This is a genomic window from Streptomyces sp. NPDC025651, assembly GCF_055558735.1.
Genome location: NZ_JBVHLZ010000015.1, coordinates 91,665 through 118,633 on the forward strand (window position 1 = coordinate 91,665; position 26,969 = coordinate 118,633).

Below are 26,969 nucleotides of genomic sequence, written 5' to 3' on the forward strand. Positions count from 1 at the left end.
CACCGATGATAGGCGTGAAGTGAGGGACGGATGCTGCCAGTTGGGGTTGGTGTGCCGCGGAGTGCGTGGTGCCTCGGGACGCGTCGCGTCAGTGCGCGTTCTCCGTCGGGCGCAGGCCCTTGGGGATCTTCGCCCAGGTGAGCGCCGCGGCGGCCAGCGGCAGCGCGGCCGCCAGCAGGAACGTCGGCGTCATCCCGGAGGTGAACGCGTCACCGGCCCGCGCGAGCAGGGTGGCGCCGGCCGGCCCCGTGAGCTCGGAGGCCACCCGCGCGGCCTCGCCGATCGAGTCGCTCACGGCCGACGCGGTGTCGGCCCCGAGCCCCAGCTCGGGCAGGTTCACGCGGTACAGCGCGGTGGCGATGGAGCCGAGGACGGCCACGCCCATGGCGGCACCGAGTTCGTAGCAGGTCTCCTCGACGGCCGCGGCACCGCTGACGTGCTCGGCCGGGGTGGCGGCCATGAGCGTCACGGACGCGGCGGTCGTCGCGATGCCGACGCCGCAGCCGATCACCGCGAGCGCGAAGGCCATCCCGCCGTAGCCGAGCGGCCCCGACAGCTGGAGGAGCCACGGCAGGGCGAGGCCCGCCGTCATCAGGACCAGGCCGCCGCCCATGACGTGGCGGATCGGCAGGCGGTGCATGAGCGCCGGAGTGATCAGCGAGGTCAGGACCAGGCCCAGCGGCGCGGGCAGCAGCCGGACGCCCGCCTCCAGCGGGGTGTAGCCCTGTCCGTACTGGAACCACTGGGTGATCAGGAACAGCGCCGAGCCCAGCGCGATCATGCCGAGGAAGATCGAGGCGGCGGCGATGGCGAAGGGACGGGACGCGAAGAGGCGTACCTGAAGCAGCGGGTGATCCAGGCGCAGCTGGCGGCGGACGAAGACCGTCAGCGTCACCGCGGCGACGACGAGCAGGGTCCAGGCCATGGGGTCGGCGGGGCCGCCCTTGCCGAGCTGCTTGATGCCGCCCGCGAGGGCGAGCATGCCGACGACGGACTGACCGACGCCCCACCAGTCCCAGCGGCCCTCGCGGGGCTGGTGGGACTCGGGCACGAGCCACAGGCCGAGCGCGATGATCACCAGCGCGACCGGGATGTTGATCAGGAACGCGGACTGCCAGCCGTCGTGCTCGACGAGGAGGCCGCCGACGACGGGGCCGAGCGCCATGCCGCCACCGAAGACGGCGGCCCACACGGCGTAGGCGAGGGCGCGCTCGCGGGCGTCGGTGAAGACCTTCCGCAGGATCGACAGCGTGGCCGGCATGATCGCCGCGCCGCCCGCGCCGAGCAGCGCACGCGCCGCGATGACCTGCCAGGCGGCGGTCGCGAAGACGGCGAGCAGCGAGGCGAGGGCGAAGACTCCGAAGCCGATCAGGAGCAGCCGCTTGCGGCCCCACCGGTCACCGAGCGCACCCGCGGTGACCAGGAGGCCGGAGAGCACGAGGGCGTAGATGTCGATGATCCACAGCTGCTGTACGGAGCTGGGCCGCAGATCGGCGACCAGGGACGGGAAGGCGACGTTCAGGATCGTGGTGTCCATGGCGATCAGCAGGAGGCTGCCGGAGAGGATCGCGAGGACGGCCCAGCGCCGTGGATCACGTTGCGGGGTCATGGCTGTAACACCTCAATTTCGAATGAGACATCAATGTCTCACATGAAACGGCGAGGTGTCCACCGTGGGTGTCCCGCGTGGGGGCGCCCGTCCGCTGGCGCCCTGCTCGTCACCGCACCGGCCGCAGCGCCTCCGGCGTGAGGTCCGCGAGCGTCGGATAGCCGTCGACGGCCATGAGCAGATCGGCCTCGGCGAGCAGCGAACGCAGGACGTGCGTGACGCCGTCGGCCCCGCCGATGCCGAGCCCGTACGCGTACGGACGGCCCACGCCGACGGCGGTGGCGCCGAGCGCGACGGCCTTGACGACGTCCGCGCCGCTGCGCACCCCCGAGTCGAACAGGACGGGAAGTCCTTCGGCGGCCTCGACGACCGCGGGGAGCACGTCGAGGGCGGGCAGTCCGCCGTTGGCCTGGCGGCCGCCGTGGTTGGAGCAGTAGATGCCGTCCACCCCGCCGTCCCTGGCGCGGCGCACGTCCTCGGGGTGGCACAGGCCCTTCACGATCAGCGGCAGCGAGGTCGTCGAGCGCAGCCACGGAAGGTCCTCCCAGGTGAGCGGGTTGCCGAAGACCTGCACCCACTTCAGGACCGCGGACTGCGGATCCTGCTCGGGGGTGGCGGGCAGCAGGCCGCGGAAGACCGGGTCGGTGGTGTAGTTGGCCAGGCAGTGGCCGCGCAGCAGGGGGAAGTTGGAGGTGGCGAGGTCGCGCGGGCGCCACCCGGTGACCCAGGTGTCCATCGTGACGACGATCGCCTTGAACCCGGACTGCTCGGCCCGCCGGACCAGGCTCTCGGCGAGCCCGCGGTCGGTCGGCGTGTACAGCTGGAAGAAGCCGGGCGTCTCGCCGAGCTCGGCGGCGACCTCCTCCATCGGGTCGGCGGACAGCGTGGAGGCGATCATCGGGACGCCGGTCCGCGCGGCCGCCCGCGCGGTCGCGAGATCGCCGTGCCCGTCCTGCGCGCAGATGCCGAGGACGCCGATGGGCGCCATGAACAGCGGGGAGGGGAGCGTCATGCCGAACAGGTCGACGGACAGGTCGCGCCGCGCCGCGCCGACGAACATCCGGGGGATGAGCCCCCAGTGGTCGAACGCGGTGACGTTGGCGTTCTGCGTCCGCTCGTTCCCGGCGCCGCCCGCGACGTACGAGATGACGGAGGGCGGCAGCGCGGCGTGGGCGCGTGCCTCCAACTCGGCGAACGTCATGGGGTACTTGGGGATGACGCCGCGCAGCCCGTCGAGGTAGATCTCGTCCTGGTAGTCCTTGAAGGGGCGGGGCGTCTGGTTCACGGGAGGCCTTTCGGTGGCGGTCGGGTGGGAGGGGTCGGAGCGGAGGGGCCGGGCGGCAGGGGCCGGACAGGAGGGGCTGGGCGGGGGTGGCCGGAGTGCGAACTCCGCGTACTCGCTGACGTCGGTGTCAGCGGCCCGGCGCCCAGTCTTGTTTGAAGCCGATGTCAAGGTCAATACGCCACAACCATGGCAACCGGCGGGGGAGAAAGGGCAGTTCGTGACCGTGTCGACCGCGACGACAGCGCCATCCGTACGACCGTCGCCGACCTCGCGGCGATGCATATGCGACTCCTGCGCGCGGCGCGGTACGGCCAGGTGGACGGGCGGATTGGCGATCAGCAGGCGCGGGCATCACCGTGAGGCAGGGCCGGTCGCGCAAGACATGTCGCGACCCCGGTGGCGACAGTGGTCGCGGGTGGACGCCGGTTGTCCCAGGGAGGGGAAGTGAGTTGCCATGCGTGCGCATCAGCGCGCCCATCGGCCTACCGCACGGGTGGAGTACGCGCTGCCGCAGGAGCCCGCATCGGCGGGCCGGGCAAGGAAGTTGACCTCGGCGTTCCTCGCCAGGGCCCATCGCCGCACGGCCGCGGCGGACGCCGACCGGGCCGATCCGGTGGACGCGGAGCGGATGGACGACGCCACGCTGATCGTCTCCGAGCTCGTGTCCAACGCGGTGCGGCACGCGCACGGAGGCTGCCGGCTGAGGGTGGAGGTCTCCGGTGGCCGCGTGATCGTCGAGGTCTACGACGCCAGTCCCGTACGCCCGCGGCTCCTGCAGCCGAGCGGCGACAGGGAGAGCGGCCGCGGCCTGGCCATGGTCCGCCAACTCGCCGAGCGCCTGGAGGTCGTGGGGGCGCACCGGGGTGGCAAGACGGTGCGGGCGGTGCTGGCCTGAGGGCGGAGCGGTCGGAACCGGAGCCCGCCTGATGATCAGCGTGGGCCGCGGTGGGGGTCCGGACGCCTGCCTCATCGAGGGAGCCGGGCGCACCGGCTCAGGGGAGGGCCGGCGCCGCCTCGTCCGCGAGCGCGGCCAGTCGGGCCACGACGGCCGCGGAGACGTCCCGCACCAGCGCACCCGCCGTGCGGCGCGTCACGGCGGGCGCGCGAGCCACCTCCCGCGAAGCACGGCACGTTTCACCTCAACACGCCGTGCCTGTCGGTTAGTTCGTCGCTCATGCGCACGTCTCGGCGACCGTCTCGACCGCCATGACCCTCTCGACCGCCTCGTACGGCTCGGACGGTGTGGGCCCCGCACGCCACGGCGAGCGTGACCGCGAGTGCCGCGACCGCGACGAGGAGCCATCCGGCGTCGGGCACGAACAGCAGGATCTGCGCCAGGTCCACCCCCGTGACCTGCCGGGGCAGCACGTGCACGGCCGCGTGTGCGAGGAGCAGCAGCCCCACGGCCGTGGCGACACCGCCGACGACGATGAGCCGCTTCCCCCGCGTCTTCGCCGTACGCGTCTGTGCCGTGTGCACCTTCGGCATGCGCGGCCGGATCAGCCGGAACAGCGACCAGCCGAGCGCGAGGGTCAGCGCGAGTACGGCGCCGGCGAGGACGGTCAGCATGGTGGCGAGCATCGGATCGGCGGGGGCGGGCTCGGGCCGGCCGCCGAGCAGGATGCGCATCGCGCCGAACGCGGTGGAGTTGAGCTGCTCGTCGCGCAGCGGGTTGTAGGCGTTGTGCTGCACGACGACCGCGAGGTCCCGGTCGGGCGCGAGGACGACGGTGCCGTGGAAGCCGGGGGTCGCGCCGCCGTGCCACACGATGCGCTCGCCCAGGTCGTCGAAGGCGTCGTCGCGCCAACCCAGGCCGTAGCGGTGGGAGGACCCGGCCTTGACGGTGCCCCTGTGCAGCTCGCGCAGTCCCTCCGGCGAGACCACGGTGCGGGCCGCCGCACCGCCGCCGCCGAGATGGGCCGTGGCGAACCGGCTGAGGTCGTCGATGTCGGCGCCGACGTATCCGTAGGGCACGCCCGAGGTGTCGAAGGGGGTGTCGAAGACCTTCGGGTGGCCGAAGAAGTAGCGGTGTCCCGGGGCGAGTCGGCGCCGCTCGGCGTCTCGGGCGTCGACGATCGCGCCGTCCATGCCCAGCGGCCGCAGCACCTCGGCGCGCAGCCATCGCTCGAAGGGCCGGCCGGTGACCTTCTCCACGACCGCGCCGAGCAGCATGTAGTTGGCGTTGCTGTACTGGTGGCGCTCGCCGGGGGGTGTGCTGGTGCGGACGTGCGCGAGGCCGCGGGCCACGCGCTCCACCCCGCCCGGGGCGTTGTCGAACCGGTCGGCGCCCGTCAGGCCGTCCAACTCGGTCAATCCGCTTGTCTGGTTGAGCAGATGACGGATCGTCATGCTCCGCGCCGAGGTGCCCGAGGGGTCGAACCACGGCAGGTAGCGGCGTACGGGGGCGTCGAGCTCCACCTCGTCCGCCTCGGCCAGGCGCATCACGGCGGTCGCCGTGATCGGCTTGGACAGGGAGCCGACGAGGAACGGGGTCCGGCGCGTCACCGGATCGCCGTTGCCGTCCTTGCCCCACGTCCGCCGGTGGACCACCTCGTCGCCCTCGACCACCGCGAGCGCCATGCCGGGGGCCCGCGTCCGCTCGCGCTGTTCCTCGGCGTAGGCGTCGACGCGGTCCATCAGGCCGGATGACGGGGCGGTGGACGGCGCGGTGGGTGCGACCGCCGCCGAAGGGGCCGCTGCCGACGGGGCCGCCGCCGACCCCATGACGGCGACGACCGCCGAGCACGCGGCGCCGACCCTGCGCACCCACGGGCGCCGAGCCCGCCGTAAGCCTCTGGACATGCCTGTACCCATGGGGCCTCCCCGTAACCGTATGTGCGTACGGTTATGACGTTACCGTACAGCGGTATGGTCAACCCATGCCTCGCGTAGCCGATCACCAAGAGCGCCGTCACCAAGTAGCCGCCGCGGTGGGGCGGATCATCGCCGCCGACGGCCTGGGCGCGGTCACGGTCGCCAAGACCGCCGCGGAGGCCGGGATCTCGGTCGGGCTCGTCCAGCACTACTTCCGCAGCAAGGACGAGATGCTGCTGTTCGCGTACGGCCACGTCCTGGAGCGCTTCGAGCAGCGCGTGACCGCCCTCATCGGGAGCGCCGAGGCCAAGGGGGCGCGCATCGAGCACATGGTCCTGGACGCGCTGGCCGAGAGCATGCCGCTGGACGCCGAGCGCAGACAGGACTGGCGCGTCGCGCTCGCCTTCACGGGACGCGCGGCCGACGACCCGCGCCTCGGCGAGCTCAAGACCGCCGCGCTGGCCCGCACCCGCGCCCACATCGCCCAGGCGATCGTGAACGCCAAGGAGTGCGGAGAGGTCCCGCCCGAGGTGGACGAGCACGTCCAGGCGGCCCGCATCGCCGCGTACACCGAGGGGCTGACCGCCCACCTCTACGCGGACCCGGACGGCCTGCCGCCCGCCGCCGCCCTGTCCGCGCTCGCCGACCACCTCGCGGGGGTCTTCACCGGCGTCTGCACCCTGCGCGACCGGGAGCCGGGGGAGCGTCCCGCCGCCGGACAGCCGCCGGGCGCGCACGGCCGCGTGAGCTGTGCCGCGCCCAACTCGCCGACCACACCGAGGTGATGGCGTACGCCATGCCCGCCTGCGGACGGGACGGCACCGATCGCCTTCGAGGAACGCCTCGCCGGTCACGGCATGGGCGAGGGCTGTCTGCGCTTGCGCAAGCCCGAGCGGATCGACTTCACGCTCGTGCGCGATCTGTTGAGGGTCACGGCGGCCGGGCCCGGCACGGTCTGCTGAGTCCGCGAAAACTCCGTTGCGAGGCGGGCCACCGGCCCCGGAGAGTGGAGTCATGACCACCTCCCTCAAGCCGCCCGCGGGCCTGACCGTGCGCCCGGCCACGCCCGACGACGCGGCGACGGTGTGCGCGCTGCTCAACGAAGTGGACCTGCTGGAGATAGGCCGCGCCGACACCGAACTGTCGGAGATCCAGGCCGACTTGAAGCATCCCGAGATGGACCTGGAGCACGACTCCTGGCTGCTGTTCGACGGCGACCTGCTCATCGGGTACGCCGTGCTGTGGGACGAGTCGGGCGGCGAGCGCATCGACGTCGACCACTACGTCCTGCCGGGCCACCCGCAGGGTTCCCTGTACCTGTTCGACCTGCTGGAGGCCCGCGCGGCGGAGCGGGCCGCGGCCAACGGCGCGGCGCGCGCGGTCGTCCACCTGCACCTCAACACCTCACCCACCACGGACCCGGCGGCGGTGCGGGCCCGAGGCTGGCGCACCGTGCGCCGCTACAACGTGATGGAGCGTCAACTCGCCGCCACGGCGGACCAGGTGCCCGCTCCGCCGCCCGGCGTGACGCTGCGCGCCTGCCTCGCCGAGGAGGACCGCAGGCGCGCCCACGCCCTCCTCCAGGAGTGCTTCACCGACCACTTCGACCACCAGCCCCGCACGTACACGCAGTGGCTCGACGACATCGACGGCGAGCGCGTCGACTGGTCGCTCATCTGGGTCGCGCACGTGGCGGGCGTCGGCGACGCGGCCGTCCTTCGCACCCACAACGACCGTGCGTCGATGGCCTGGATCGGCAACCTCGGGGTCCGCTCCGAGGTCCGCGGGCGCGGCCTCGGCAGCCACCTCCTGCGCCACGCCTTCGGGCACTACGCCGCGCTGGGCCGCGACCGCATCGGCCTCGGCGTCGACACCGACAACAGCAGCGGCGCCCTCGCCCTGTACGAACGGCACGGCATGACCCTCGACTACGCCGTGGACACATGGGAGTTGATCCTCCCGGCCTGAGACCTCCTACGGGGGGAGGCCTCAGGCCGGGACCGGCCGGGCTGCCGCGCGCCTAGCGCAGGGCACTGCCGAAGAGGGCGGCGGCGTTCGGCGCGCCGACGTCCTTGGGGCCGAAGGCGACGGAGTCCGTGGCCGTCGGGCCCGACGCCGTGCCGCGCAGCGACCAGACGGCGCCGGCCCGCGCGTTCTCCGCGGTCGACGACGCCGCGAGGTCGCCGCGGCCGTCGCCGGTGACATCGAGCAGCGCCACGGCCGCACCGAGGGCGTCGTTCTTCTCGGCGACTCCGGGCACGCCCGCCGTGTCCTGGTGGAAGGCCCGGGCCCCGGTGCCCGTCACGCCGTCCGCGCCGCCGCGCACCAGGACGACCGCGCCCGCGTCGGTGACCGAGCCGACGTCCTCGCCGGGGACGCCGAGCGCGACGTCCGCGTAGCCGTCGCCCGTCACGTCGCCGACGGCGACCGACGCGCCGAAGCGGTCGCCGCTCTCCTCGGTGCCCGGCACACCGGGCAGGTCCTGGTCGAACCGCCGCACGTCCTCCCTGAGGCCGGCCGCCGAGCCGAGGGCGACCGTCACCTTGTCCGGGTCCTCGTCGTCGAAGTCGCCGCCGCCGACCACCAGGTCGTCGTAGTCGTCGCCGTTGACGTCGCCGACGCCCAGCGCGCCGCGCGAGCCCGGCGCCGCACCCCGCTTGAAGCCGGTGGCGCCGCCGTACAGGACGGCGTTCCCCCACTGGCCGTCGCCGTGGTAGTCGTTCACGGCGATGTCGGCGCGGCCGTCGCCGTTGATGTCGCCGACCGCCCTGGGCACCACCGGGCCCTGCACGGACCGGGGCCCGTCGACGCAGATCTCGGGCTTCTCGCGGCAGGAGAGGTCGGGGCGCTCCTCGTGCTCGTAGCTCCACCACTGCGACTCGTCCATGAAGTCGAGGGTCTCGGCCGGGGCCCCGGTGCGCGTGAGAGGCCCCTTCCAGAGGCGGGCTTTCTGGGCGACCGGGTCGTCGCCGTGCGAGGCCGTACGGGCGAACAGGGCCAGGTCGGTGGTGCCGTCGCCGTCGAAGTCGCCGGCCTGCGGCGCGAATCCGAAGGTGTCGATCCGCGTGCCGCCGGTGAGGCCGGACGCCGAACCCCACAGGATCACCGCGCCCGCTTCGGTGCCCGGACCGGTGGAACCGATCACCAGGTCGGCGTACCCGTCGTGGTCCAGGTCGCCCTTGGTGAACGTGGCGCCGAACTCCTGCTTGGCGGTGGCCGCGCCGGGCACCCCGGCGGTGGAGCGGCTGACGGTCTTCTTCACGGCCGGGTCGAGGCCGTCCTCGGCCCCGTACGTCACCACCACGTACCCGGCCTTCTCCTTGCCGGAGACCGTGCCGCCCGGGGCGCCGACGACGAGATCGGCGTAGCCGTCGCCGTTGAAGTCGTCCGTCGCCCGCACGGCGGCGTCCGCGCGGGCACTGCCCTGCCCCAGCGTCAGGGCCGCAAGGCCGCTGCCCACCAACAGCGAAGCGGCGATCAGGGGCATGGTGCGACGGACTCTGCGGCCTGCGAGCGACATACGACTTCCTCTGTTCCCCGGATGGTCATGAACGATCAGTTGACCGGCCGTGACCACCAAAGGTTGTACGGCGCCCCGGGGGACCAGGGGGCTACTGCGGAACGTTCAGGACGAAGTCGAAGTCGGCCTCCTTCGCGTTTCCGACCGTGCGTACGTTCATGAGGAGCCGTGAGTCGAAGATCGGGTCCGTGTTGTTGCGCGGCTCACCGGGGAAGTACAGCTGGGTCGTGAGGATGGGGCGGCCGGGGGCCTGCACCTTGACGTGCAGGTGCCGGGTGCGCCCGGGATACAGGCCGGGCACGATCGTGGTGAGCTTGAACGCGCCGTTGGCGTCGGTGAATTGGTGCCCCCGGAAGCGGTAGCCCGCGTTGTCGTACGTGCCGTAGGTGTCGGCCTGCCAGAAGTCGAGCAGGGCCCGGGAGATGGGCTTGCAGCGGAGCCCGAAGACGTAACCGGTGACGGTGAGGCGCACGCCCGGAGTGCCGGGCTGGACGAGGGAGGAGCGCTGCGGGGAGTTGGGCTTGAAGTAGGGGCCCTCCATCTGCGGGATGGTCGGGTCGTCCCCGTCGTCGCAGGACGGGGTCGCCTCCACGGCGTCGCCCCGCGCGCCCGCGGTCCTGGCGAGGGCGGGCACGCCCATGAGGGTCACGGGCACGGCCATGCCCACCGCGGCCGCGGCCCTCAGGACGGTCTTGCGGCTGGGCCCCCTGCGGGTGCCGTTGACGTCGCCGACGCCGTCGGTTCCGTCGGTGCGGCCGGTGCCGTCTTCGGCCGGGGTGCCGATCTCGTGGTCCATCGCTCCTCCTGGGGCTGCGGGGATGGGTGGGTTCCGGATCGGCTATGAAGCTATGCGGAGGAGCGGGGGCGGGCGATGGACTCGAGCCGGTGGTCGTGGTGAATATCTCCACCGCCGCGGCGGAAGTCCCCGGGGCTCGCCCCGGTCTCGCGGCGGAAGAAGCGGCAGAAGTAGGCCGGGTCCCCGAACCCGACCCGCCCCGCGACCTGACGGACCGACAAATCGGTGCGCAGCAACAGGCGTTTGGCCTCGTGCACCCGGGCCTGCCGGATCAGTTCGCCGGGGGTGCGGCCGGTGAAGGCCTTCACCACCTCGCTGAGGTAGCTCACCGAGACGCCGAGCCGGTCCGCGCACGACCGCACCGACTCCAGGGCGCCCTCCGGCGTGCCGAGCAGCGCCGTGAACTCCGCGGCCATCGATCCGGGCCGCGAGCGGGGTCCCGGCGACGGCTCGGGCGGCGCCGTCTGTGCCGCCGCCTGATGGTGGGCGGGCAGCCGGGCCGCCCGCACGACCAGGATGTGCAGCAGGGCCCGCAGTACGCTCTGGAAGCCGTCGGCACCCGCCCGGTACTCGTCGTCGAGCTCGGCGACGAGACGCCCGGCCCACTCCGCCGCCTCCTCGGGCAGGTCGAGCCAGGACCGCCGGCCCAGCACCCGCAGGACGTACCGGTCGGCGGGGTGGTCGACGAGGAAGTCGTCGGTGAACAGGATGACGTACCCCTCCAGGCCGGTCACGTCCTGCCAGTGGTGGACCTGGCCGGGGGTGAGGAAGCACAGGTTCGGCGGGCGCAGGGCGAACCGGCTCAGGTCGACGACGTGCCCGCCGGTGCCGCCGGTGACGAGGACGATCTCGTGGAAGGTGTGCCGGTGCGGGAACGTGGCCCGCGACATGGCGCCGATCGTGTCGAACGTACCGATCGCGAACGGCAGGGAGTTGGGCATCGGCACCTGCAGCCGATGGGTCGGCATGCCGTCCTCGCCCGGCTCTCCGCTGTTCCCCTCACCGGGCAGGACCGTTGTGCCGCGCATGGGTTGGCTCCTTGTCGCTGCTCGTCGTCTTCGCTCGTCTTCGCTCGCCGCTGCTCGTCTTCGGTCGTCGGGCTCATCGGCCGGTCGTCTCCCGGGCCCGGAGATTGGTCCGGACCAGAGATGTCCCACGATGGCACCCTTCCGTGCGTAGGCGCCAGCAAGTGGGCGGCAGTACTGGGTCGTTCCTTGTCGAGGTCGAGCGCCGCGCCCGCCTGCCCTTCGGTGCTCGCTCGGTGCTGCCTCCGGTCAGGGTGCGGAAGCCGACCGGTCCGCGCGGACGACCCCGAACGCGTCCGCCATGCGCAGGGCCGCCTCCAGGTCCCCGTCGACCGTGATGACCCCGGCGCTCAGCGCGTCCTCGAGTGGCAGGGATCCCGCGCCCAGTTGGAGCAGGGTGCCCAGGTCGGTGACGAGAGTCGCGGCCGCGTCCGGAGCGGGGCCGAGGTCCGTCTCGACGGTGCCGTCGTCGACGCGGGCGTGGAAGACGAGGTCGTCGACCACGAACTCGTAGATCTCGCGCACGCCGCGGGCGCGGTCGGGGCGGAAGGTGGAGCCGACCGCGCCGACGACGCCGTGGCGGCCGTCGGTGGCCTCCAGATGCGTGCCGAGGATGCCGATCGCCCGTGCCGCGGCGGGGAGTTCGCCCTCCAGGCGGGCCAGGCCGCGGGCCACGGCGTCCTCGATGTCCACGAGCCTGGCGCCGACGGCGAGGAGTGTGCCGAGGTCGGTCGTGATGGCGCAGACGGCGTCCGCAGCGCCGCCGTGCCGGATGTCGAGAGTGCCGTCGTCGACCCGGAGGTGGAACGTGCTGTCGTCCACCCGGAATTCGTACGTCTCCCGCACGCCGCGGGCCTGTTCGGGCCGGAAGCTGGCCCGCAGACAGCCGAGCATCCAGCTGAGCCGGAAGGTGTCGCCGGGCCGGGACGGCGCCGGGAGCCGCATGCCCCAGCGCGTGAGCTCGTCGAGCAACGGCCGCATGGCTGCGCCGAGTTCGGTCAGCTCGTACGCCGTCGACGCCGCCGGGGGCGCGAGTCCGACCCGGTCGACGATGCCCGCGTCGCGCAGCTCGCGCAGCCGCTCCGCCAGGACGTTGGGGCCGATGCCGGGCAGGCCCTCGACGAGGTCCGTGTAGCGCCGCGGGCCGAGCAGCAGCTCGCGCACGATCAGCAGCGACCAGCGACCGCCGACGACGTCCAGGGCGCGGGCCGCGGGACAGGACTGGTCGTAGCTGCGGGTCATGTGGGAGCGGCCGCCTTTCCCGATCTTGATAGTGGGCACTTAGTTTTTCCATAGCGTGCGCCCGGTGTCGAGACCTGAGCCGTCCCGGTGCCCTGATCTGTCCCGGCGGGCCATGTGTCCCGACAGGCCATGTGTCCCATTGGGACACTTTGAGGAGTACAGTCGGGCACATGAGCACCACACAGGGCCGTCGGACCCGCAAGGTCCAGGAGAGCCGGGAGGCCATGGCGAACGCCGCCGTGGACCTGGCCCTCGCCCACGGCCTCGACCAGGTCACCGTCGAGACGATCAGCGAACGCGCCGACGTCTCCCGCCGCACCTTCTCCCGGTACTTCTCCGGCAAGGACGACGCCGTGGTCGACGCCCTGCGCGCCGACTTCGCGCGGATCAACGCCGCGCTCGCCGCCCGCCCCGCCGAGGAGAGCCCGCTCACGGCCTACTACCGGGCCCTGCGGAGCTGGCTGGACGACGAACCGACGGCCTGGCACCGCCTGCCCCGCACGCGCGACCTGCTGCGCCTGCTCCACGAGGAGCAGGCGCAGCTGCCCGCCTACCTGCGGGTGCAGGACGAGGCCCAGAACGAGTCGGTGGCGATCGTCGCGCGCCGGCTCGGCCTGGACGCCGACCGCGACCTGCGCCCCGCCCTCGCGGTCTCGCTCGCGGTCGGCGCGTTCGGCACCGCCGTGCGGTTCTGGATCGCGCCCGGCCGGACCACCTCCCTGCCGCGGCTCATCGACACCGCCTTCGCGGCCCTGGCCGACGAACCCGCACCCCGTACCACCACCAAGTGAAACCAGGCACCACCATGAGCACCACCACGAACACCGGCACCGACACCACCACAGGTACCACCGCCGGAGCCGGGAACGGCACCACCACCGGCACCAGCAGCCCCGGCGCCTCGGCCACCGCCCCGGCGGAGTTCGCGGGGAGGACCGCCCTCGTCACCGGAGCGGCGTCCGGCATCGGCCTCGAGGTCGCCCGCCGGCTCGCCGCGGCGGGCGCGGCGGTCGTCGTCGCCGACCACAACGAACAGGGCGCGCGGGACGTCGCCCGGTCGCTCACCGAGGCCGGCGGCCGGGCCGCCGCCGTGCGCGTCGACGTCACCGACCCCGAATCGGTGCGCCACGCCGTCGACTTCACCGTCGAGACCTTCGGCGGGCTCCAGCTGGCCGTCAACAACGCCGGCATCGCCGGGGCCTCCGCCCCCACCGGCGAGTACACGGTCGAGGACTGGCGGCGCGTGATCGACACGAACCTCAACGGCGTCTTCTACTCCCTCCGCTACGAGCTCCCGCGGATCCTCGCCGCGGGCGGCGGCGCCGTCGTCAACATGTCCTCCATCCTCGGCACCAACGGCTTCGCGGGATCCGCGGCCTACTCCGCCGCCAAGCACGCGGTCGTCGGCCTGACCAAGACCGCCGCCGTGGAGTACGCGTCCCGGGGCGTCCGCGTGAACGCCGTCGCCCCGGGATTCATCGACACCCCGCTGCTCAAGGGCGACGAGGCCCAGCGCGAACAGCTGGTCGCGCTCCACCCGCAGGGCCGCCTGGGCACCGCCGACGAGGTCGCCGAGCTCACGCTGTTCCTGCTCTCGGACCGCGCCTCGTTCGTCAACGGCAGCTACCACCTGGTCGACGGCGGCTACGCGGCCCGCTGATCCGGCGGAGGCCCGTACGAGCGGAAGACCTACGACGAGAAGAGAGAGGCACCCCATGTCAGGTCGAGAACTCCCGGGCCTGCCCGCCCGGATGAAGGCCGTCCAGTACCGCACCGTCGGCGCCGCCCCCGAGGTGGTCACCGTCCCGCGCCCCGAACCGGGCCCGGGCCAGGTGCTGTTGAAGGTCACCGCGGCCGGCGTCTGCCACTCCGACATCGCCGTGATGAGCCTGCCCGCCGAGGCGCTGAGGTTCCCGCTGCCGCTCACCCTCGGCCACGAGGGCGCCGGGACCGTCGCGGCCCTCGGCGAGGGCGTCACGGGCTTCGGCGTCGGCGACTCCGTCGCCGTGTACGGGCCGTGGGGCTGCGGCACCTGCCGGATGTGCGCGCAGGGCAAGGAGAACTACTGCACGCGCGCCGCGGACCTCGGCATCCGTCCGCCCGGCCTGGGGGCGCCCGGCGCCATCGCCGAGTACATGATCGTGGACGACGCGCGCCACCTGGTGCCGCTCGGCGACCTCGACCCGGTGACCGCCGTGCCGCTCACCGACGCGGGGCTGACCCCGTACCACGCGGTGAAGACGTCGCTGCCGAAGCTGACCCCCGGTTCCACCGCCGTGGTCATCGGCACCGGCGGCCTGGGACACGTCGCCATCCAGCTGCTGCGGGCGCTGACCCCGGCCCGCGTGATCGCCCTGGACGTGACGGAGGAGAAGCTGCGCCTCGCCCGCGAGGTCGGCGCCCACGAAGCGGTCCTGTCGGACGAGGCGGCGGCCGGGAAGGTCCGCGAGCTGACCGGCGGCCTGGGCGCGGAGGCGGTGTTCGACTTCGTCGGCGCCCCGCCCACCGCCGCCACGGCCATGGCCTGCGCCGCGGTGGAGGGGGACGTCGCCATCGTCGGCCTCGGCGGCGGCGCCGCGTCCGTCGGCTTCGGCACGACCCCCTACGACGTCGCGGTCCGCTCCCCGTACTGGGGCAGCAGGTCCGAGCTGATCGAGGTCCTCGACCTGGCCAGGGCCGGCGCGATCGACGTCCATGTGGAGACGTACGCGTTGGACGACGCCCCGACGGCGTACGAGCGCCTGCACGAGGGACGCGTCAACGGCCGGGCGGTCGTCCTCCCGAACGGCTGGGCCCCCTCAACTCCCTCCACGCGGTTCACAGTGGGTTGAGGCGGGACCTGAGCAGGCAGAACTCGTTGCCTTCGGGGTCGGTCAGGACATGCCACGGCTCGTCGCCCGTCTGGCCGATGTCGGCCGGGCGGGCGACGAGCTTCAGCAGGCGGTCGAGCTCGGCGTCCTGATCGCGGTCCGTGGCGTTGACGTCGATGTGCAGCCGGGACTTGCCCTTCTCCGGCTCGTCCCGGTAGCTGAGGATGATCGTCGGCTGCGGGCCGCCGAACCCTTCGCGCGGTCCGATCTCCAGCGTGCCGTCGTCCTCGCGGTCGAGCACCACGAAGTCCAGTACCTCGCACCAGAACCGCGCGAGGAGCTCGGGATCGCGGCAGCCGAGCACGAGTTCACTGATGCGACATGCCATCGACGAGACCTTCTCTCAGCGGCGAGAACAGTTCCGCGACCGTATCGGACGAGGCGGCGCGGGTGAAAGGAATTCAGGGGCGGGTCGAAGGGCGTCCTTGCCGGGCCCGGAGATCCAAGGGGGCTTTCCCCCCGGGGCATTGGGGGGAATACCGGAGCGAGGGGAGGCGCGCGGTCCCTCTAGCGTGCGGTGCATGCGGACCAAGACATGGACATGGACATGGATACGGACGGCTGTTTCCGGCGCCGCCCTGCTGGCCGTGGGGGCGGGAGCCCTGCCCGCCGCGGCCGAACCGGGGGAGCCTGCGGGGACGGCGGAGTCGGCGGGGCCGTCGTCAGGGCTTGGGCGGTACGGCGCGCAGGACATCGACTGGCGGGGCTGCGCACGTGGCCAGGACGACACGATGGGGCGGGAGTTGGACGCGGCGGGTGCCCGATGCGCCGACGTCACCGTGCCGTTGGACTACCGCGACCCGGGCGGCCGGACGCTCACCGTCGCGATCTCCCGGATCCGCGCCACCGACCCCGCCCACCGCGTCGGCGCCCTGCTGCTCAACAACGGCGGCCCCGGCAGCCCGAGCCTCGACACGACGTACGTGGCGAAGGCCATGGGCAAGGTCGCGGCGACGTACGACCTGATCGGCATGGACCCGCGGTTCGTGGGCCGTTCCACGCCGATGGACTGCGGCTGGGACGTCGGCTCGGCGGTCTTCTCGGCGGGACCCGACCGCGCCGGGTTCGAGCGCTCGGTCGCCCGCCAGCGCGACCTGGCCGAACGGTGCGAACGGACCAACGGCGACGTGCTGCCGCACGTCACCACCCGCAACACCGCCCGCGACATGGACGTCGTCAGGGCCGCCCTGGGCGAGGAGCGGATCTCCTATCTCGGCTATTCGTACGGCAGTTACCTGGGCCAGGTCTACACCGAGCTGTTCCCCGGCCGCACCGACCGCATGGTGCTCGACGGCGTCATATCCCCCGCCCGCTACCAGCAGAACCTGCTGGCCAAGGGCGCGGCGGCCAACGAACGGGCCCTGCGCGCCTGGGCCCGCTGGACCGCCGACCGCGACGCCGTCCACGGCCTCGGCACCACCACAGGGGAAGTGCTCGCCGTCGTGGAGAGGATCCTGCGGGCGGCCGCCGAAAAGCCGCTGCGGGTGGGGAAGTTCAGGGTCGACCAGCACTTCGCCCCCGTCATCTACTTCGGCGGGCTGCGCAGCGACCTCGACGAGTACCGCGCCGACCTGGCCGAGGTGACGCGCGTGCTCGCGCGGGCCGCCGACGGCCACCGCGTCACGCCGGGGCCCACGTTGACCGAGGTGCTCACGTTCCTGACGACCGCGTCCGGCTCGGCACAGGGCAGCGTGCAGACCGCCATCCTCTGCGGGGACGTCGCCACCCGCCGCGGTACTGAGAGCTACTGGCGCGACATCCGGGCCGCCCGGCACTCGGCTCCCTTCGCCGCTCCGCTGACGCACAACATCTCCGCCTGCGAGTTCTGGGACCGCCCCGCCGAGAAGCCGACCACGGTCGACAACGACGTACCGGCCCTGCTGGTCAGCGCCACGGGCGACACCCGCACCGTCCACCCAGGAGCGCGGGAGGTGCGCGGCCAGTGGTCCCGCTCCCGGCTGATCACCCTGCGCGGCGCCATCCAGCACGGCGTCTACGGCGAGTACGGCAACGCCTGCGCGGACGCACATGTCAACGCCTACCTGGCCACCGGCGAGCTTCCGCGACGCGACCTGACGTGCCGCGCCTAGGTGTGCCGCGCCCGGCTGTGCGTACCCACCCGAGGTCCGCACGACCGTGTCGTGCCGTGCTCAGTCCTGACGGATCACGCCAGGTGGTGCAGTGCCACCGCTGTGTGCACGGCGATGCCGGTGGCCATCGCCTCCTCGTCGAACACCACCCGGTTCGAGTGGCAGTCCGGGCCGCCCTCGGCCCGCGCCCCGGGCGGCCTGGCGCCGAGCCAGGCCATCGCGCCGGGGACGCGTTCGAGTACGTAGCTGAAGTCCTCGGCGCCCATGACCGGGTGCGGCAGCAGCCGGACCCGGTCGGGGCCGAGCAGCTCGGTCAGGCGCCGGCGCGCCGACTCCGTGAAGTCGGGATCGCTGACGACCGGCGGATAGCCGTCGGTCGACTCGACGTCCACCGCGGCGCCGTGGGCCGCCGCCACGTGGTGCGCGACACGTGCGACGGCGTCGCGCACGGCCTGCCGGGTGGCGGGTGTCAGGGTGCGGATGGTGCCGTGGAGCTCGGCGGTCTCGGGAATGATGTTGGTGGTGGTGCCCGCCTGGATGCGGGCCACGGTGACCACGGCCGGGTCGAAGACGCTGACCGTGCGGGTCACCGCCGTCTGCAGGGCCTGCACGATCTCGCAGGCCACGGGGACGGGATCGAGGGCCAGATGGGGAGCCGACGCGTGGCCGCCGCGGCCGCGCACCGTCAGCTTGAACAGGTCGGACGCGGCGTAGGTCGGGCCCGGGCGCAGGTGGACGGTGCCGGTCTCGAAGCGGGTGCTGATGTGCAGGGCGAAGGCGGCGTCCACGTCACCGGCGTCACCGGAGCCGCTTTCGGCTCCGGTACCGGTTCCGTCGAGGAGCCCTTCTTCGATCATGTGCCGGGCGCCTCCGCCGCTCTCCTCGCCGGGCTGGAACATGAACACCACGCGGCCGTGGAACCGGTCGCGGTGCGCGCAGAGCAGCCGGGCGGCGCCGATCAGCATGGCGACGTGCGTGTCGTGACCGCAGGCGTGCATGACGCCGGGCGTCCGCGAGGCGAACTCCAGCCCCGTCTCCTCGGTCTGCGGCAGCGCGTCCATGTCGCCGCGCAGCAGGATCGTGCGCCGGGGGCCGGTGGCGGTGCGTGGCACGGCGGTGCCGTCGAGCGTGGCGACGACGGAGGTGAGCCTCTTGCCCGTACGGATCGTCAGGGGAAGGCCGTCCAGGGCGTCGAGGACGGTGCGCTGGGTGTGGGGGAGGTGGAGGCCGAGTTCAGGGGCGCGGTGGAGGGCGCGCCGTACGGCGACGACGTCAGGGAGCAGCCGACGGGCCTCCGCCAGGTGGGTCTCGTCACGGGGTTCGTGGTTCGGCATCAGGTGTCCCTCCTCGCCGTGTGCGCCTCGATCCAGGCGTGGATCGCCGACGCCGTCGTCTCCGCATGTTCCTGCAGCATCGTCAGGTGGTCGCCGGGCACGTCCACGACGTCGTGCGCCGACGGCCAGGACGTCCGCCAGCCGGCCGCGCCCGCCATGGCGGGTGTGGGGAGCGACGCGCGGACCAGGAGCGTCGGCGTGGCGACCGGCTCGGGGGCCCAGCCGAGGAAGATCCGGTTGTAGGCCCCCAGCGCGGCCAGGGCGCTGTCGTCGTCACCGGTGAAGTCGGCCTGCCCGACGGACTGTTGAGGTGGGGCGGCCAGGGAGAGCAGCCAGTCCTCGCCGCTGTTGTCCGGGGTGATGTGGTACGTGTCCAGCAGCACCAGGCCGGCCGGTGCCCGGCCCGCGCGCTCCAGCCGGTGGGTCACCAGATGCGCCACGTTGCCGCCCGCCGACCGTCCCACGATCACGAAGGGGCCGTCCCCGATGTGCCGCAGCACGTTCTCGGCCTGGGTGTGCGCCAGCGCGTCGAGGTCCTCCGGCACGGCGGGGCCGGTGCCGATGCCGGGGTGCGGGAACTCCAGGTCGTCCTGGAAGGCGTTCCGGAGGGCGGCGTGGAAGCGGGGGAAGTCCCCACCGGGCGACGCGTACGACGGGTGGTACGCCGGGAAGTAGACGACGGTCGGCCTGCTGGGGCCGGGTCCGCCGGGTCGGCCGGGTCCGTCGGGCTGGCCGGGACCGTCGGGACGTCGGCCGGGGGAGCGGCGGATCGGGGGCAGCACGTGTGCGTGGCCCTGGGCCGCCGTGAAGGTGGGCAGCGCCCAGGACGCGGTGACGAGCAGGTGCATGGCCGCCACCGGTTGCCCGGCGGCACTGACTGAGCGGAACAGCGAGGAGAGGGTGTGCGCGGGCCGCTCGGCGGCTGTGACCTCGGGGGCGGCGTCGACACGGCCCGCCGGGCCGACCTCATCGCCGTCCTCCATGCCGAGCAGGTGGCGGGCCAGGTCCTCTGCGGTGCGGTGCTCGAACACCACCGCGACCGGCAGCCGGACCTCGAGCGCCGTGTTCAGCCGGTTGCGGAACTGCACGGCGGTCAGTGAGTCGAACCCGAGATCGGCGAGGGGCCTGCCGGCCGGGAGGGCGTCGGCGCTCGGGTATCCGAGCACTGCGGCCACTTCGGCCCGCAGGAGCACCGTGAGTTCCGACTCCCGTTCGTCTGTGGGTAGTTGGCGCATCCGCTTGCGCCAGGCTCCCGGCTCAGGGTTCTGGCCGGAGCCGGAGCCGGAGCCGGAGGTCGCCGTCGCCGCGGTCGGCCGCTTCCGGCGGACGAGTCCGCGCAGCGGCGGCGGCAGCTGTCCCGAACTCGCCCGGAGCGCGGCCCGGTCCAGCAGGATCGGCACGAGGACCGGTCGCGTCGAGCGCAGGGCGGCGTCGAACAGGGCGAGGCCCTGGCGGGTGGACAGAGGCGCGAGCACCTCGCGCGGCGGCGGGCGCTGTCCGGGCCGTCCGGAGGACGACCCCGCAGCCATGCCGCCGGCGTGCTCCCACGGGCCCCACGCCAGCGAGACCGTCGGCAGCCCTTCGCCGTCGCGGCGCAGGGCGAGGGCGTCGAGGAACGCGTTCGCGGCCGCGTAGTTGCCCTGGCCCGTCCGGCCGAGCAGACCGGAGACCGAGGAGAACAGGACGAGCGTCGAAAGCCCCAAGTCCCGGGTCAGTTCGTGCAGATGCCAGGCGGCGTCGGCCTTCGGCCGGAGCACGGCCGCCATCCTCTCGGGGGTCAGTGAGTCCAGTACGCCGTCGTCGAGTACCCCGGCGGCGTGCACGACGGCGGTCAGCGGCGGGTCGCAGCGCTTGACCACATCGGCCAGCGCCGCCCGATCGGCCACGTCACAGGCGACGACGTCGACCTTCGCGCCCAACGACACCAGTTCGGCGCGCAGTTGCCGGGCTCCGGGCGCGCCCGGCCCGCGTCGACCGGCCAACACCAGATGGCGCACGCCGTGTTCGGCGACCAGGTGGTGTGCCACCTCCGCGCCCAGCGCGCCGGTGCCTCCGGTGATCAGCACCGTGCCGCCCGTGCCGAAGACAGTCGATCCGCCGCCTTCGGCGGCACTGGCCGAGGCCAGACGCGGGACGGTCGCCCGCCCCTCGTGCAGGCGGAGTTGGGGCTCTCCGGTGGCGACGGCACCGGCCAGCAAGCGCAGTGACTCGGGCCGCCCGTCGGTGTCCACCAGGACCACGCGGCCGGGCAGCTCCGCCTGGGCCGCACGCACCAGCCCCCAGACCGTCGCGCCCGCCAGGTCCGGCACGGGGGCGGTGGCATCCCGCGTCACCACCACGAGCCGTGATCCCGCGGCGTCCGGATCGCCCTGCCAGTCCTGCAGCGTCGTGAGGACCCTGCCGGTCAACTCGTGTGCTGCCGACAGGGGATCGGATCCGTTCGCGACCGCGGTGGCGGCGACGAGGCCGGGGCGCGCGGCGAGGGGCAGGAACGCTGCGAGGCCCAGGTGGTCAGGCCCCCGTACGGCCCAGGCACGATCGTCGGAGGCACCGGAGGCATCGGGTTCGTCGGCGGGGAATTGGAGGGCGACCCATTCAGGGTGCAGCAGAGACCTTCGTACGAAGTCCTCCGCTCCGTCACCCGCCACGTCGCGCCCCATCTCGCCCTGATCGGCAGGGAGTTCCCTGGTCGTCAGGGATTCCACACGGGCGACAAGTCGACCGGCCGGGTCGGTGAGGGTGAGCGACACCGTGTCCGCACCGGTCCGCGCCGTCCGTACCCGCAGGTGCGTGGCCCCGGCCGCGTGCAGACTCACCCCGCCCCATGCGAACGGCACCCGGATGACGCCTGCGTCGGCGGGCGCGGCGAACAGCATCGCGTGCGACGCGGCGTCGAACAGCGCCGGATGGAGCCCGAAGCGGTCCGCCTCCGAGGTCTGCGACGCGGGAAGGCGGACCTCCGCGAAGACGTCGTCGCCGCGTCGCCAGACCGCGTCGACCGCCTGAAACGCGGGGCCGTAGGCGAGCCCGGCGTCGGCGAGGGCGGCGTACGCGTCGGTGAGATCCAGCGCGTCGGCGCCCTGGGGCGGCCACGGGACCGGCTCGTCCTTCGTGGCATCGTCCTCTGCGGGACGCCCCCGCCCCAGGTGTCCGGAGACGTTCCGGGCCCACGGCGCGCCCTCGCCGCCCTCACCGGATGTCTCGTACCCCTCGTGCCTCTCGGATGTCCCGTGCCTCTCGGACTCCTCGGACTCCTCGAACTCCTCAGGCCGCGTATGGATGTCGATTGTCCGCCGCCCCGTGTCGTCCTGTCCGCCCACCACGACCTGGACACGCACGGCCCGTGTCGTGGGCAGGGCGAGCGGCGACAGCATCACCAGTTCGTCGACCGCCGCGCAGCCCACCGCGTCGCCCGCCCGCACGGCCATCTCCACGAACACCGTCGCCGGCACGATCACCTTCCCGGCGACCACGTGGTCGGCGAGCCACGGGTGGGTCGGGAGGGACAACTGCCCGGTGAGAACCGTCTGTTCCGTGCCCGGAACCGTGAAGGCCGGGCCCAGCGGAGCCGGGGGTTCGGTGGTCGTCTTCGCGCGGGGTGCGTCCAGCCAGTACCGCTGACGCTGGAAGGCGTACGTCGGCAGGTCCACGCGCCGTGCGCCGGAACCCGCGTACACCGCCGCCCAGTCGACGGAGACCCCGGCCACGTGCAGCCGCGCAACGGCCGACAGGAGCGTCTCCGGCTCGTGTTCACCACCTCGGGTGGCCACGGCGAGCACGGAGCGGCCGTCGGACGCGTCGGCCAGGCAGTCGGTGGCCGCCGCGGTGAGGGCGGGGCCGGGGCCGAGTTCCAGGTGGGCCGAGACCCCGTCGTCCGCGAGTCGGCGTACGGCGTCGGCGAAGCGCACGGGCAGCCGGGCGTGCCGCGCCCAGTAGTCGGGCGAGCACAGCTCGTCGGCCCCGGCGGGCCTGCCCGTCACGGTGGAGATGATCGGGATCCGTGCCGGTCGATAGGTCAACTCGCGTGCTGTGGCGCAGAATTCGTCCAGCATCGGATCCACCAGGGGTGAGTGGAAGGCGTGACTCACCCGCAGTCGCACGGCCCTGCGGCCACGTGCCGCGAAGTCGTCGGCGACCGCGAGGACCACGCTCTCCGCACCTGAGATCACCACAGAGCGGGGCCCGTTGACGGAGGCGAGGGCGACCCGGTCCGCGAACTCGGCGACCACCGGCAGGACGTCGTCCTCGGCCGCGTCGAGCGCCACCATCGCGCCGCCCTCGGGCAGGGCCTGCATCAGCCGGCCGCGAGCGGCGACGAGCGTCGCCGCGTCGGGCAGGTCGAGGACGCCCGCGACATGCGCCGCGGCCAGTTCCCCGACGGAGTGGCCCACCAGCCGGTCCGGGCGCACGCCCCACGACTGCAGAAGCCGGAACAGCGCCACCTCGAAGGCGAAGAGACCGGCCTGGGTGAAGTCCGTGCGGTCCACGAGAGCCGCTTCCCGCGTGCCCGGATCCGCGGACAGCACCGTGCTCAGCGGCCGGGGGAGCAGGTCGTCGAGGTGTCGGCAGACCTCGTCGAAGGATGCGGCGAACACCGGGAAGGCGGCGCGCAGTTCGGCCCCCATCCGCGGACGCTGCGCCCCTTGACCGGTGAACAGGAAGGCCGTACGGATCCCCGGATCGGCAAGGCCCTGGGCGACTCCCGGAGCGCTCCGCCCCTCGGCGAGTGCGTTGAGCGCATCCAGCAGCCGCGCCCGGTCGCCACGGGGCACGATGGCCCGATGGGCGAGGGCGGCCCGCGACACGGCGAGCGAGTGGGCGACATCGGCGGGCAACAGGTCCGGCCGGTCCGCCACTTCGGACGCCAGCCGACGAGCCTGGGCGCCCAGGGCGGCCGGATCGGCGGCGGAGAGCAGCCACGGGGCGGGCGGCGTCCCGGCGCCTTCCCCGCGGCCCTCCGCCCCGTGTCTGGGCGGCGGTTCCTCCAGGATCACGTGCGCATTGGTCCCGCCGATCCCGAAGGCGGAGACCCCCGCACGCCGGGGCCGCCCGGAAGCGGGCCAGGGCCGGGCCTCCGTCAGGAGCTCCACCTGGCCCGACGGCCAGTCCACGTGCGGTGTCGGGGCGTCGGCGTGCAGGGTCCGCGGCAGCTGCCCGTGGCGCATGGCCTGCACCATCTTGATGACGCCCGCGACGCCCGCGGCCGCCTGCGTGTGTCCGAGGTTGGACTTGACCGAGCCGAGCCACACCGGCCGTTCGCGGTCCTGCCCGTACGTGGCCACGACGGCCTGTGCCTCGATGGGGTCGCCGAGGCGGGTGCCCGTGCCGTGGGCCTCCACCACGTCCACGTCCCGGGCGCGCAGCCCGGCGTCCGCCAACGCCTGTGCGATCAAACGCTGTTGGGCCGGTCCGTGCGGTGCGGTCAGACCGTTGGACGCGCCGTCGGAGTTGACGGCGGAGCCGCGGAGCACGGCCAGGACCGGGTGACCTGCCCGCCGCGCGTCGGACAGCCGCTCCAGGAGGACGAGCCCCACGCCCTCGGCCCAGGCCGTGCCGTCGGCGGCCGCGGAGAACGACTTGCAGCGCCCGTCCGGCGCGAGCCCGCGCTGGCGGCTGAAGGCGAGGAAGGGCCTCGGCGTCGCCATCACCGTGACCCCGCCGGCGAGCGCCAGCGAGCACTCGCCGGAGCGCAGCGCCCGCGCCGCCCAGTGCAGCGCCACCAGTGAGGAGGAACACGCGGTGTCGACGGTGATCGCGGGACCGCGCAGCCCGTACACGTACGAGATCCGTCCGGAGGCCACGCTGCCCGTCGAGCCCAGGCCCAGGTGCGCCTCCAGCGCGTGGTGGTCCGGGAAGCGGGTGGCGTAGTCGGCGTACATCACGCCGACGAACACCCCCGTGTCGCTCTCGCGCAGCGACGCCGGGTCGATCCCGGCCCGCTCCCACACCTCCCAGGACGTCTCCAGGAGCAGCCGTTGCTGCGGATCCATCGCGAGCGCCTCGCGCGGCGCGATCCCGAACAGTCCGGCGTCGAACTCCGCGGCCCGGTGCAGGAATCCGCCGTGCCGGGTGTACGAGGTGCCGACGCGGTCGGGATCGGGGTCGTACAGGGCGTCGAGGTCCCAGCCGCGGTCGGCGGGGAACTCCGATATGGCGTCCCTGCCCTGCGACACCAACTCCCAGAGATCCTCGGGCGATTGGACGTCGCCCGGGTATCGGCAGCCCATCGCGACGATCACGACGGGATCGTCGTCCTCGTGGGAGCGGACCGGCCCGACGCGCGACCGCGGGCGCTCTACGGGCTCGGCCCCGAAGAGCGCGACGTGCAGGTACCCGGCCACTTCGGCGGGTGTCGGGTGGTCGAAGACCAGTGTCGCCGGCAGGCTCAGTCCGGTCAGGGCGCGGAGCCGGCCGACCAGCTCGACCGCACCCACGGACGTCATGCCGAGATCGGCGAACGGGCGTTCCGGAGCGGGCAGTTCACCGGGTGCGCATCGGCACACCTCGGCCGCCTCGGTGAGCACTGCCTCGTCCAGCGCGCGTTGCCGCTCCTCGCGGGGGAGAGCGAGAAGCCGCCCGCGCAGCGAAGTGCCACCCGTGTCTGACGTACCACCCGTGTCAGATGTATCAGTCGTGTCAGACGTATCGGCCGTATCAGTCGGGTCCGGAGCGGCCGGTGCAGGGGCGGCGAGGCGGTGCCGGGCGATCTTGCCGGACGCGGTGCGCGGGACGGCGTCGATCTCGTGGATCCTGGTCGGCACCTTGTGGTCGGCCAGCAGGGCGCGGCACTCGGCGAGCACCCGCCGTGCGTCGACCCCGTCCGGACCCGGGACGACGAAGGCGACCGGCACCTCGCCGAGCACGTCGTGCGGCGCGCCCACGACCGCGGCGTCCGACACGCCGGGGCACCGCAGCAGAGCCTGCTCGATCTCCGTCGGGTGGATGTTCTCGCCGCCGCGGATGATCAGTTCGCTGACGCGGCCGGTGAGCCGCAGGTGGCCGTGCTCCACGCGGCGGCCCAGGTCACCGGTGCGGTACCAGCCGTCCCGCAGCGCGGCGGCCGTCGCCTCCGGCTGCCGGTGGTACCCGATCATCAGGTTCGGCCCGCGCACCCAGACCTCGCCCTCGGCCCCGTCCCCGACGTCCTCGCCGCTCTCCGGATCGACGACACGTACGTCCACGCCCGGCACGGGCGGCCCGCAGGACCCCTCGACCCTCATCCCTGCCCTGCGGTTCGTCGTGATCAGACCGCAGGTCTCGGTGCTGCCGTAGGCGTCGAGCAGCGGCGCGCCCAGGCTCTCCTCCACGGCCGCGCGCAGCGCGGGACCGCTCGGCGCGCCCGCCACGAGACACATCCGCAACGCGTGCGGCGCCTCGCCAGGGGAGCCGAGGGAGCCGAGGGGGTCGGGGGAGCCGGAGGAGTCGAGCAGGCGGTCACCGGGGGAGCCGGAGGAGTCGAGCAGGCGGTCACCGGGGGCGCCGGATGAGTCGAGCAGGCGGTGATACGTCGCCGGCACCCCGGCCAGCACGGTGAAAGGGCCACCGAGCCCCTCGTGCCCCGTACGGAGCTCCTGCCGCAGGCCGCCCGGCGCCGGGAGATCGCCGGAGATCCGCGCGCTCGCGCCCACGGCCGTGACGCCCAGGACGGCAAGCGAGTGGCTGAAGCTGTGGAACAGCGGGAGCGGCCAGAGCAGCCGGTCGTCGGGGGAGAGGCCGAGGACCGGGGCGTAACAGGCGGCCACGGACCACAGCGCGGCCCGCTGCGTGGAGAGCACGCCCTTGGGCCGGTGGGTGGTGCCGGAGGTGTAGAGCATCCAGGCGGGTGCGTCGAGCCCGAGCAGGTCGATCTCGGCGGCGCCGTCGTCCTCGTCGGCCGCGCTCTCGAAGAGCTGGGCGCCGTCCGGAGCCGGTCCTGTCCCGGTGACCAGCACGCCCAAGCGGTCGTACGGCGTTCCCAGGCGCCGCAGTTGTGCGAGGTGCGGGGCGTCCGTGATGACGAAGGCGGCGCCGCTGTCCTGGAGGAAGTGGGCCAGTTCGGCGTCGGAGGAGCGCGGATCGAGCGGGACGCCGACCAGCCCGGCCCGCAGCACGGCGAGGCAACTCTCCACCGCCTCCACGCGGTTGCCGAGCCGGATCACCACCCGGTCGCCGCGGCGGAGCCCCGCCCGGGTGAGGTGCGCGGCCAGCGTGCGCGTGCGGCGCTCCAGTTCGGCGTAGGTGACACGGCGCGAGGAGTCGGCGTAGGCGACCCGTTCCGGCGTGTGCTCGGCGTGCCCCCTCAGCAGCTCCGCCACCGGCCGGATCAGCTCGTCACGGCCCATGCCTCCGCCTCTCATGTCCCTTGTGATGCTCCGGAGTTGAGCCTACGTGGAGACATGTCGGTC

General features: G+C 73.4%; 16 protein-coding genes and 1 pseudogene. 7 read left to right on the forward strand and 10 right to left on the reverse strand.

What is annotated here, in order from left to right:
- Window positions 1-88: 88 nt before the first annotated feature.
- On the reverse strand, window positions 89-1,609 hold the full coding sequence (locus ACZ4D5_RS38120) for an MFS transporter (RefSeq protein WP_467777062.1): 1,521 nt from the start codon (window positions 1,607-1,609) through the stop codon (window positions 89-91).
- 109 nt (window positions 1,610-1,718) lie between these two features.
- Window positions 1,719-2,894 (reverse strand): alpha-hydroxy-acid oxidizing protein, encoded by a 1,176-nt coding sequence (locus ACZ4D5_RS38125; protein WP_467777063.1) that lies wholly within the window; start codon window positions 2,892-2,894, stop codon window positions 1,719-1,721.
- A gap of 454 nt (window positions 2,895-3,348) precedes the next feature.
- Between ACZ4D5_RS38125 and ACZ4D5_RS38130 the strand changes: the two genes are divergently transcribed.
- Window positions 3,349-3,789, forward strand: a complete 441-nt coding sequence (locus ACZ4D5_RS38130) for an ATP-binding protein (RefSeq protein ID WP_467777064.1) — start codon at window positions 3,349-3,351, stop codon at window positions 3,787-3,789.
- 239 nt (window positions 3,790-4,028) lie between these two features.
- Here ACZ4D5_RS38130 and ACZ4D5_RS38135 read toward each other — a convergent pair whose 3' ends face one another.
- Complete coding sequence (locus ACZ4D5_RS38135) at window positions 4,029-5,696, reverse strand: serine hydrolase domain-containing protein (protein ID WP_467777065.1); 1,668 nt, start codon at window positions 5,694-5,696, stop codon at window positions 4,029-4,031.
- A gap of 77 nt (window positions 5,697-5,773) precedes the next feature.
- Between ACZ4D5_RS38135 and ACZ4D5_RS38140 the strand changes: the two genes are divergently transcribed.
- Together ACZ4D5_RS38140 and ACZ4D5_RS38145 are read left to right on the forward strand one after the other, a co-directional pair.
- Window positions 5,774-6,493, forward strand: a complete 720-nt coding sequence (locus ACZ4D5_RS38140) for a TetR/AcrR family transcriptional regulator (RefSeq protein WP_467777066.1) — start codon at window positions 5,774-5,776, stop codon at window positions 6,491-6,493.
- A gap of 229 nt (window positions 6,494-6,722) precedes the next feature.
- The gene (locus tag ACZ4D5_RS38145; protein ID WP_467777067.1) at window positions 6,723-7,676 is read left to right on the forward strand and encodes a GNAT family N-acetyltransferase; all 954 of its coding nucleotides are present in this window, start codon (window positions 6,723-6,725) and stop codon (window positions 7,674-7,676) included.
- Window positions 7,677-7,728: 52 nt separating this feature from the next.
- Here ACZ4D5_RS38145 and ACZ4D5_RS38150 read toward each other — a convergent pair whose 3' ends face one another.
- From ACZ4D5_RS38150 to ACZ4D5_RS38165, 4 genes and pseudogenes are all read right to left on the reverse strand, one after another.
- A complete protein-coding gene (locus ACZ4D5_RS38150) occupies window positions 7,729-9,228 on the reverse strand; it encodes a hypothetical protein (protein WP_467777068.1) in 1,500 nt (499 codons plus the stop codon).
- Between the two features lie 94 nt (window positions 9,229-9,322).
- Window positions 9,323-10,024 (reverse strand): annotated as a pseudogene (locus ACZ4D5_RS38155) (dioxygenase family protein); the annotation flags it as partial.
- Between the two features lie 50 nt (window positions 10,025-10,074).
- On the reverse strand, window positions 10,075-11,052 hold the full coding sequence (locus ACZ4D5_RS38160; protein ID WP_467777069.1) for a helix-turn-helix transcriptional regulator: 978 nt from the start codon (window positions 11,050-11,052) through the stop codon (window positions 10,075-10,077).
- 246 nt (window positions 11,053-11,298) lie between these two features.
- Window positions 11,299-12,330: a winged helix-turn-helix transcriptional regulator gene (locus ACZ4D5_RS38165; protein WP_467777070.1), complete on the reverse strand. Its 1,032-nt coding sequence runs from the start codon at window positions 12,328-12,330 to the stop codon at window positions 11,299-11,301.
- A gap of 131 nt (window positions 12,331-12,461) precedes the next feature.
- Between ACZ4D5_RS38165 and ACZ4D5_RS38170 the strand changes: the two genes are divergently transcribed.
- From ACZ4D5_RS38170 to ACZ4D5_RS38180, 3 genes are all read left to right on the forward strand, one after another.
- Window positions 12,462-13,082 carry a TetR family transcriptional regulator gene (locus ACZ4D5_RS38170; protein ID WP_467777071.1) on the forward strand — a complete coding sequence of 207 codons (621 nt, stop codon included), beginning with the start codon at window positions 12,462-12,464 and terminating at the stop codon, window positions 13,080-13,082.
- A gap of 14 nt (window positions 13,083-13,096) precedes the next feature.
- Complete coding sequence (locus ACZ4D5_RS38175) at window positions 13,097-13,951, forward strand: SDR family NAD(P)-dependent oxidoreductase (RefSeq protein ID WP_467777072.1); 855 nt, start codon at window positions 13,097-13,099, stop codon at window positions 13,949-13,951.
- A gap of 91 nt (window positions 13,952-14,042) precedes the next feature.
- Window positions 14,043-15,122, forward strand: coding sequence for an NAD(P)-dependent alcohol dehydrogenase (locus tag ACZ4D5_RS38180; RefSeq protein WP_467777133.1), 1,080 nt, complete (start codon window positions 14,043-14,045; stop codon window positions 15,120-15,122).
- Here ACZ4D5_RS38180 and ACZ4D5_RS38185 read toward each other — a convergent pair.
- Entirely contained in the window at window positions 15,109-15,489 is a 381-nt protein-coding gene (locus ACZ4D5_RS38185; RefSeq protein ID WP_467777073.1) for a VOC family protein, read from the reverse strand. The genes ACZ4D5_RS38180 and ACZ4D5_RS38185 overlap by 14 nt on opposite strands.
- A 193-nt stretch (window positions 15,490-15,682) precedes the next feature.
- Here ACZ4D5_RS38185 and ACZ4D5_RS38190 point away from each other — a divergent pair, with 193 nt between their 5' ends.
- Complete coding sequence (locus ACZ4D5_RS38190; protein ID WP_467777074.1) at window positions 15,683-17,251, forward strand: alpha/beta fold hydrolase; 1,569 nt, start codon at window positions 15,683-15,685, stop codon at window positions 17,249-17,251.
- A 74-nt stretch (window positions 17,252-17,325) separates the two neighbouring features.
- Here the strand turns inward: ACZ4D5_RS38190 and ACZ4D5_RS38195 are convergent, their stop codons facing one another.
- Both ACZ4D5_RS38195 and ACZ4D5_RS38200 read right to left on the reverse strand, forming a co-directional pair.
- Entirely contained in the window at window positions 17,326-18,585 is a 1,260-nt protein-coding gene (locus ACZ4D5_RS38195) for a M20 metallopeptidase family protein (RefSeq protein WP_467777075.1), read from the reverse strand.
- Entirely contained in the window at window positions 18,585-26,906 is an 8,322-nt protein-coding gene (locus ACZ4D5_RS38200) for a type I polyketide synthase (RefSeq protein ID WP_467777076.1), read from the reverse strand. The genes ACZ4D5_RS38195 and ACZ4D5_RS38200 overlap by 1 nt, the downstream gene beginning before the upstream one ends.
- Window positions 26,907-26,969 lie beyond the last annotated feature (63 nt).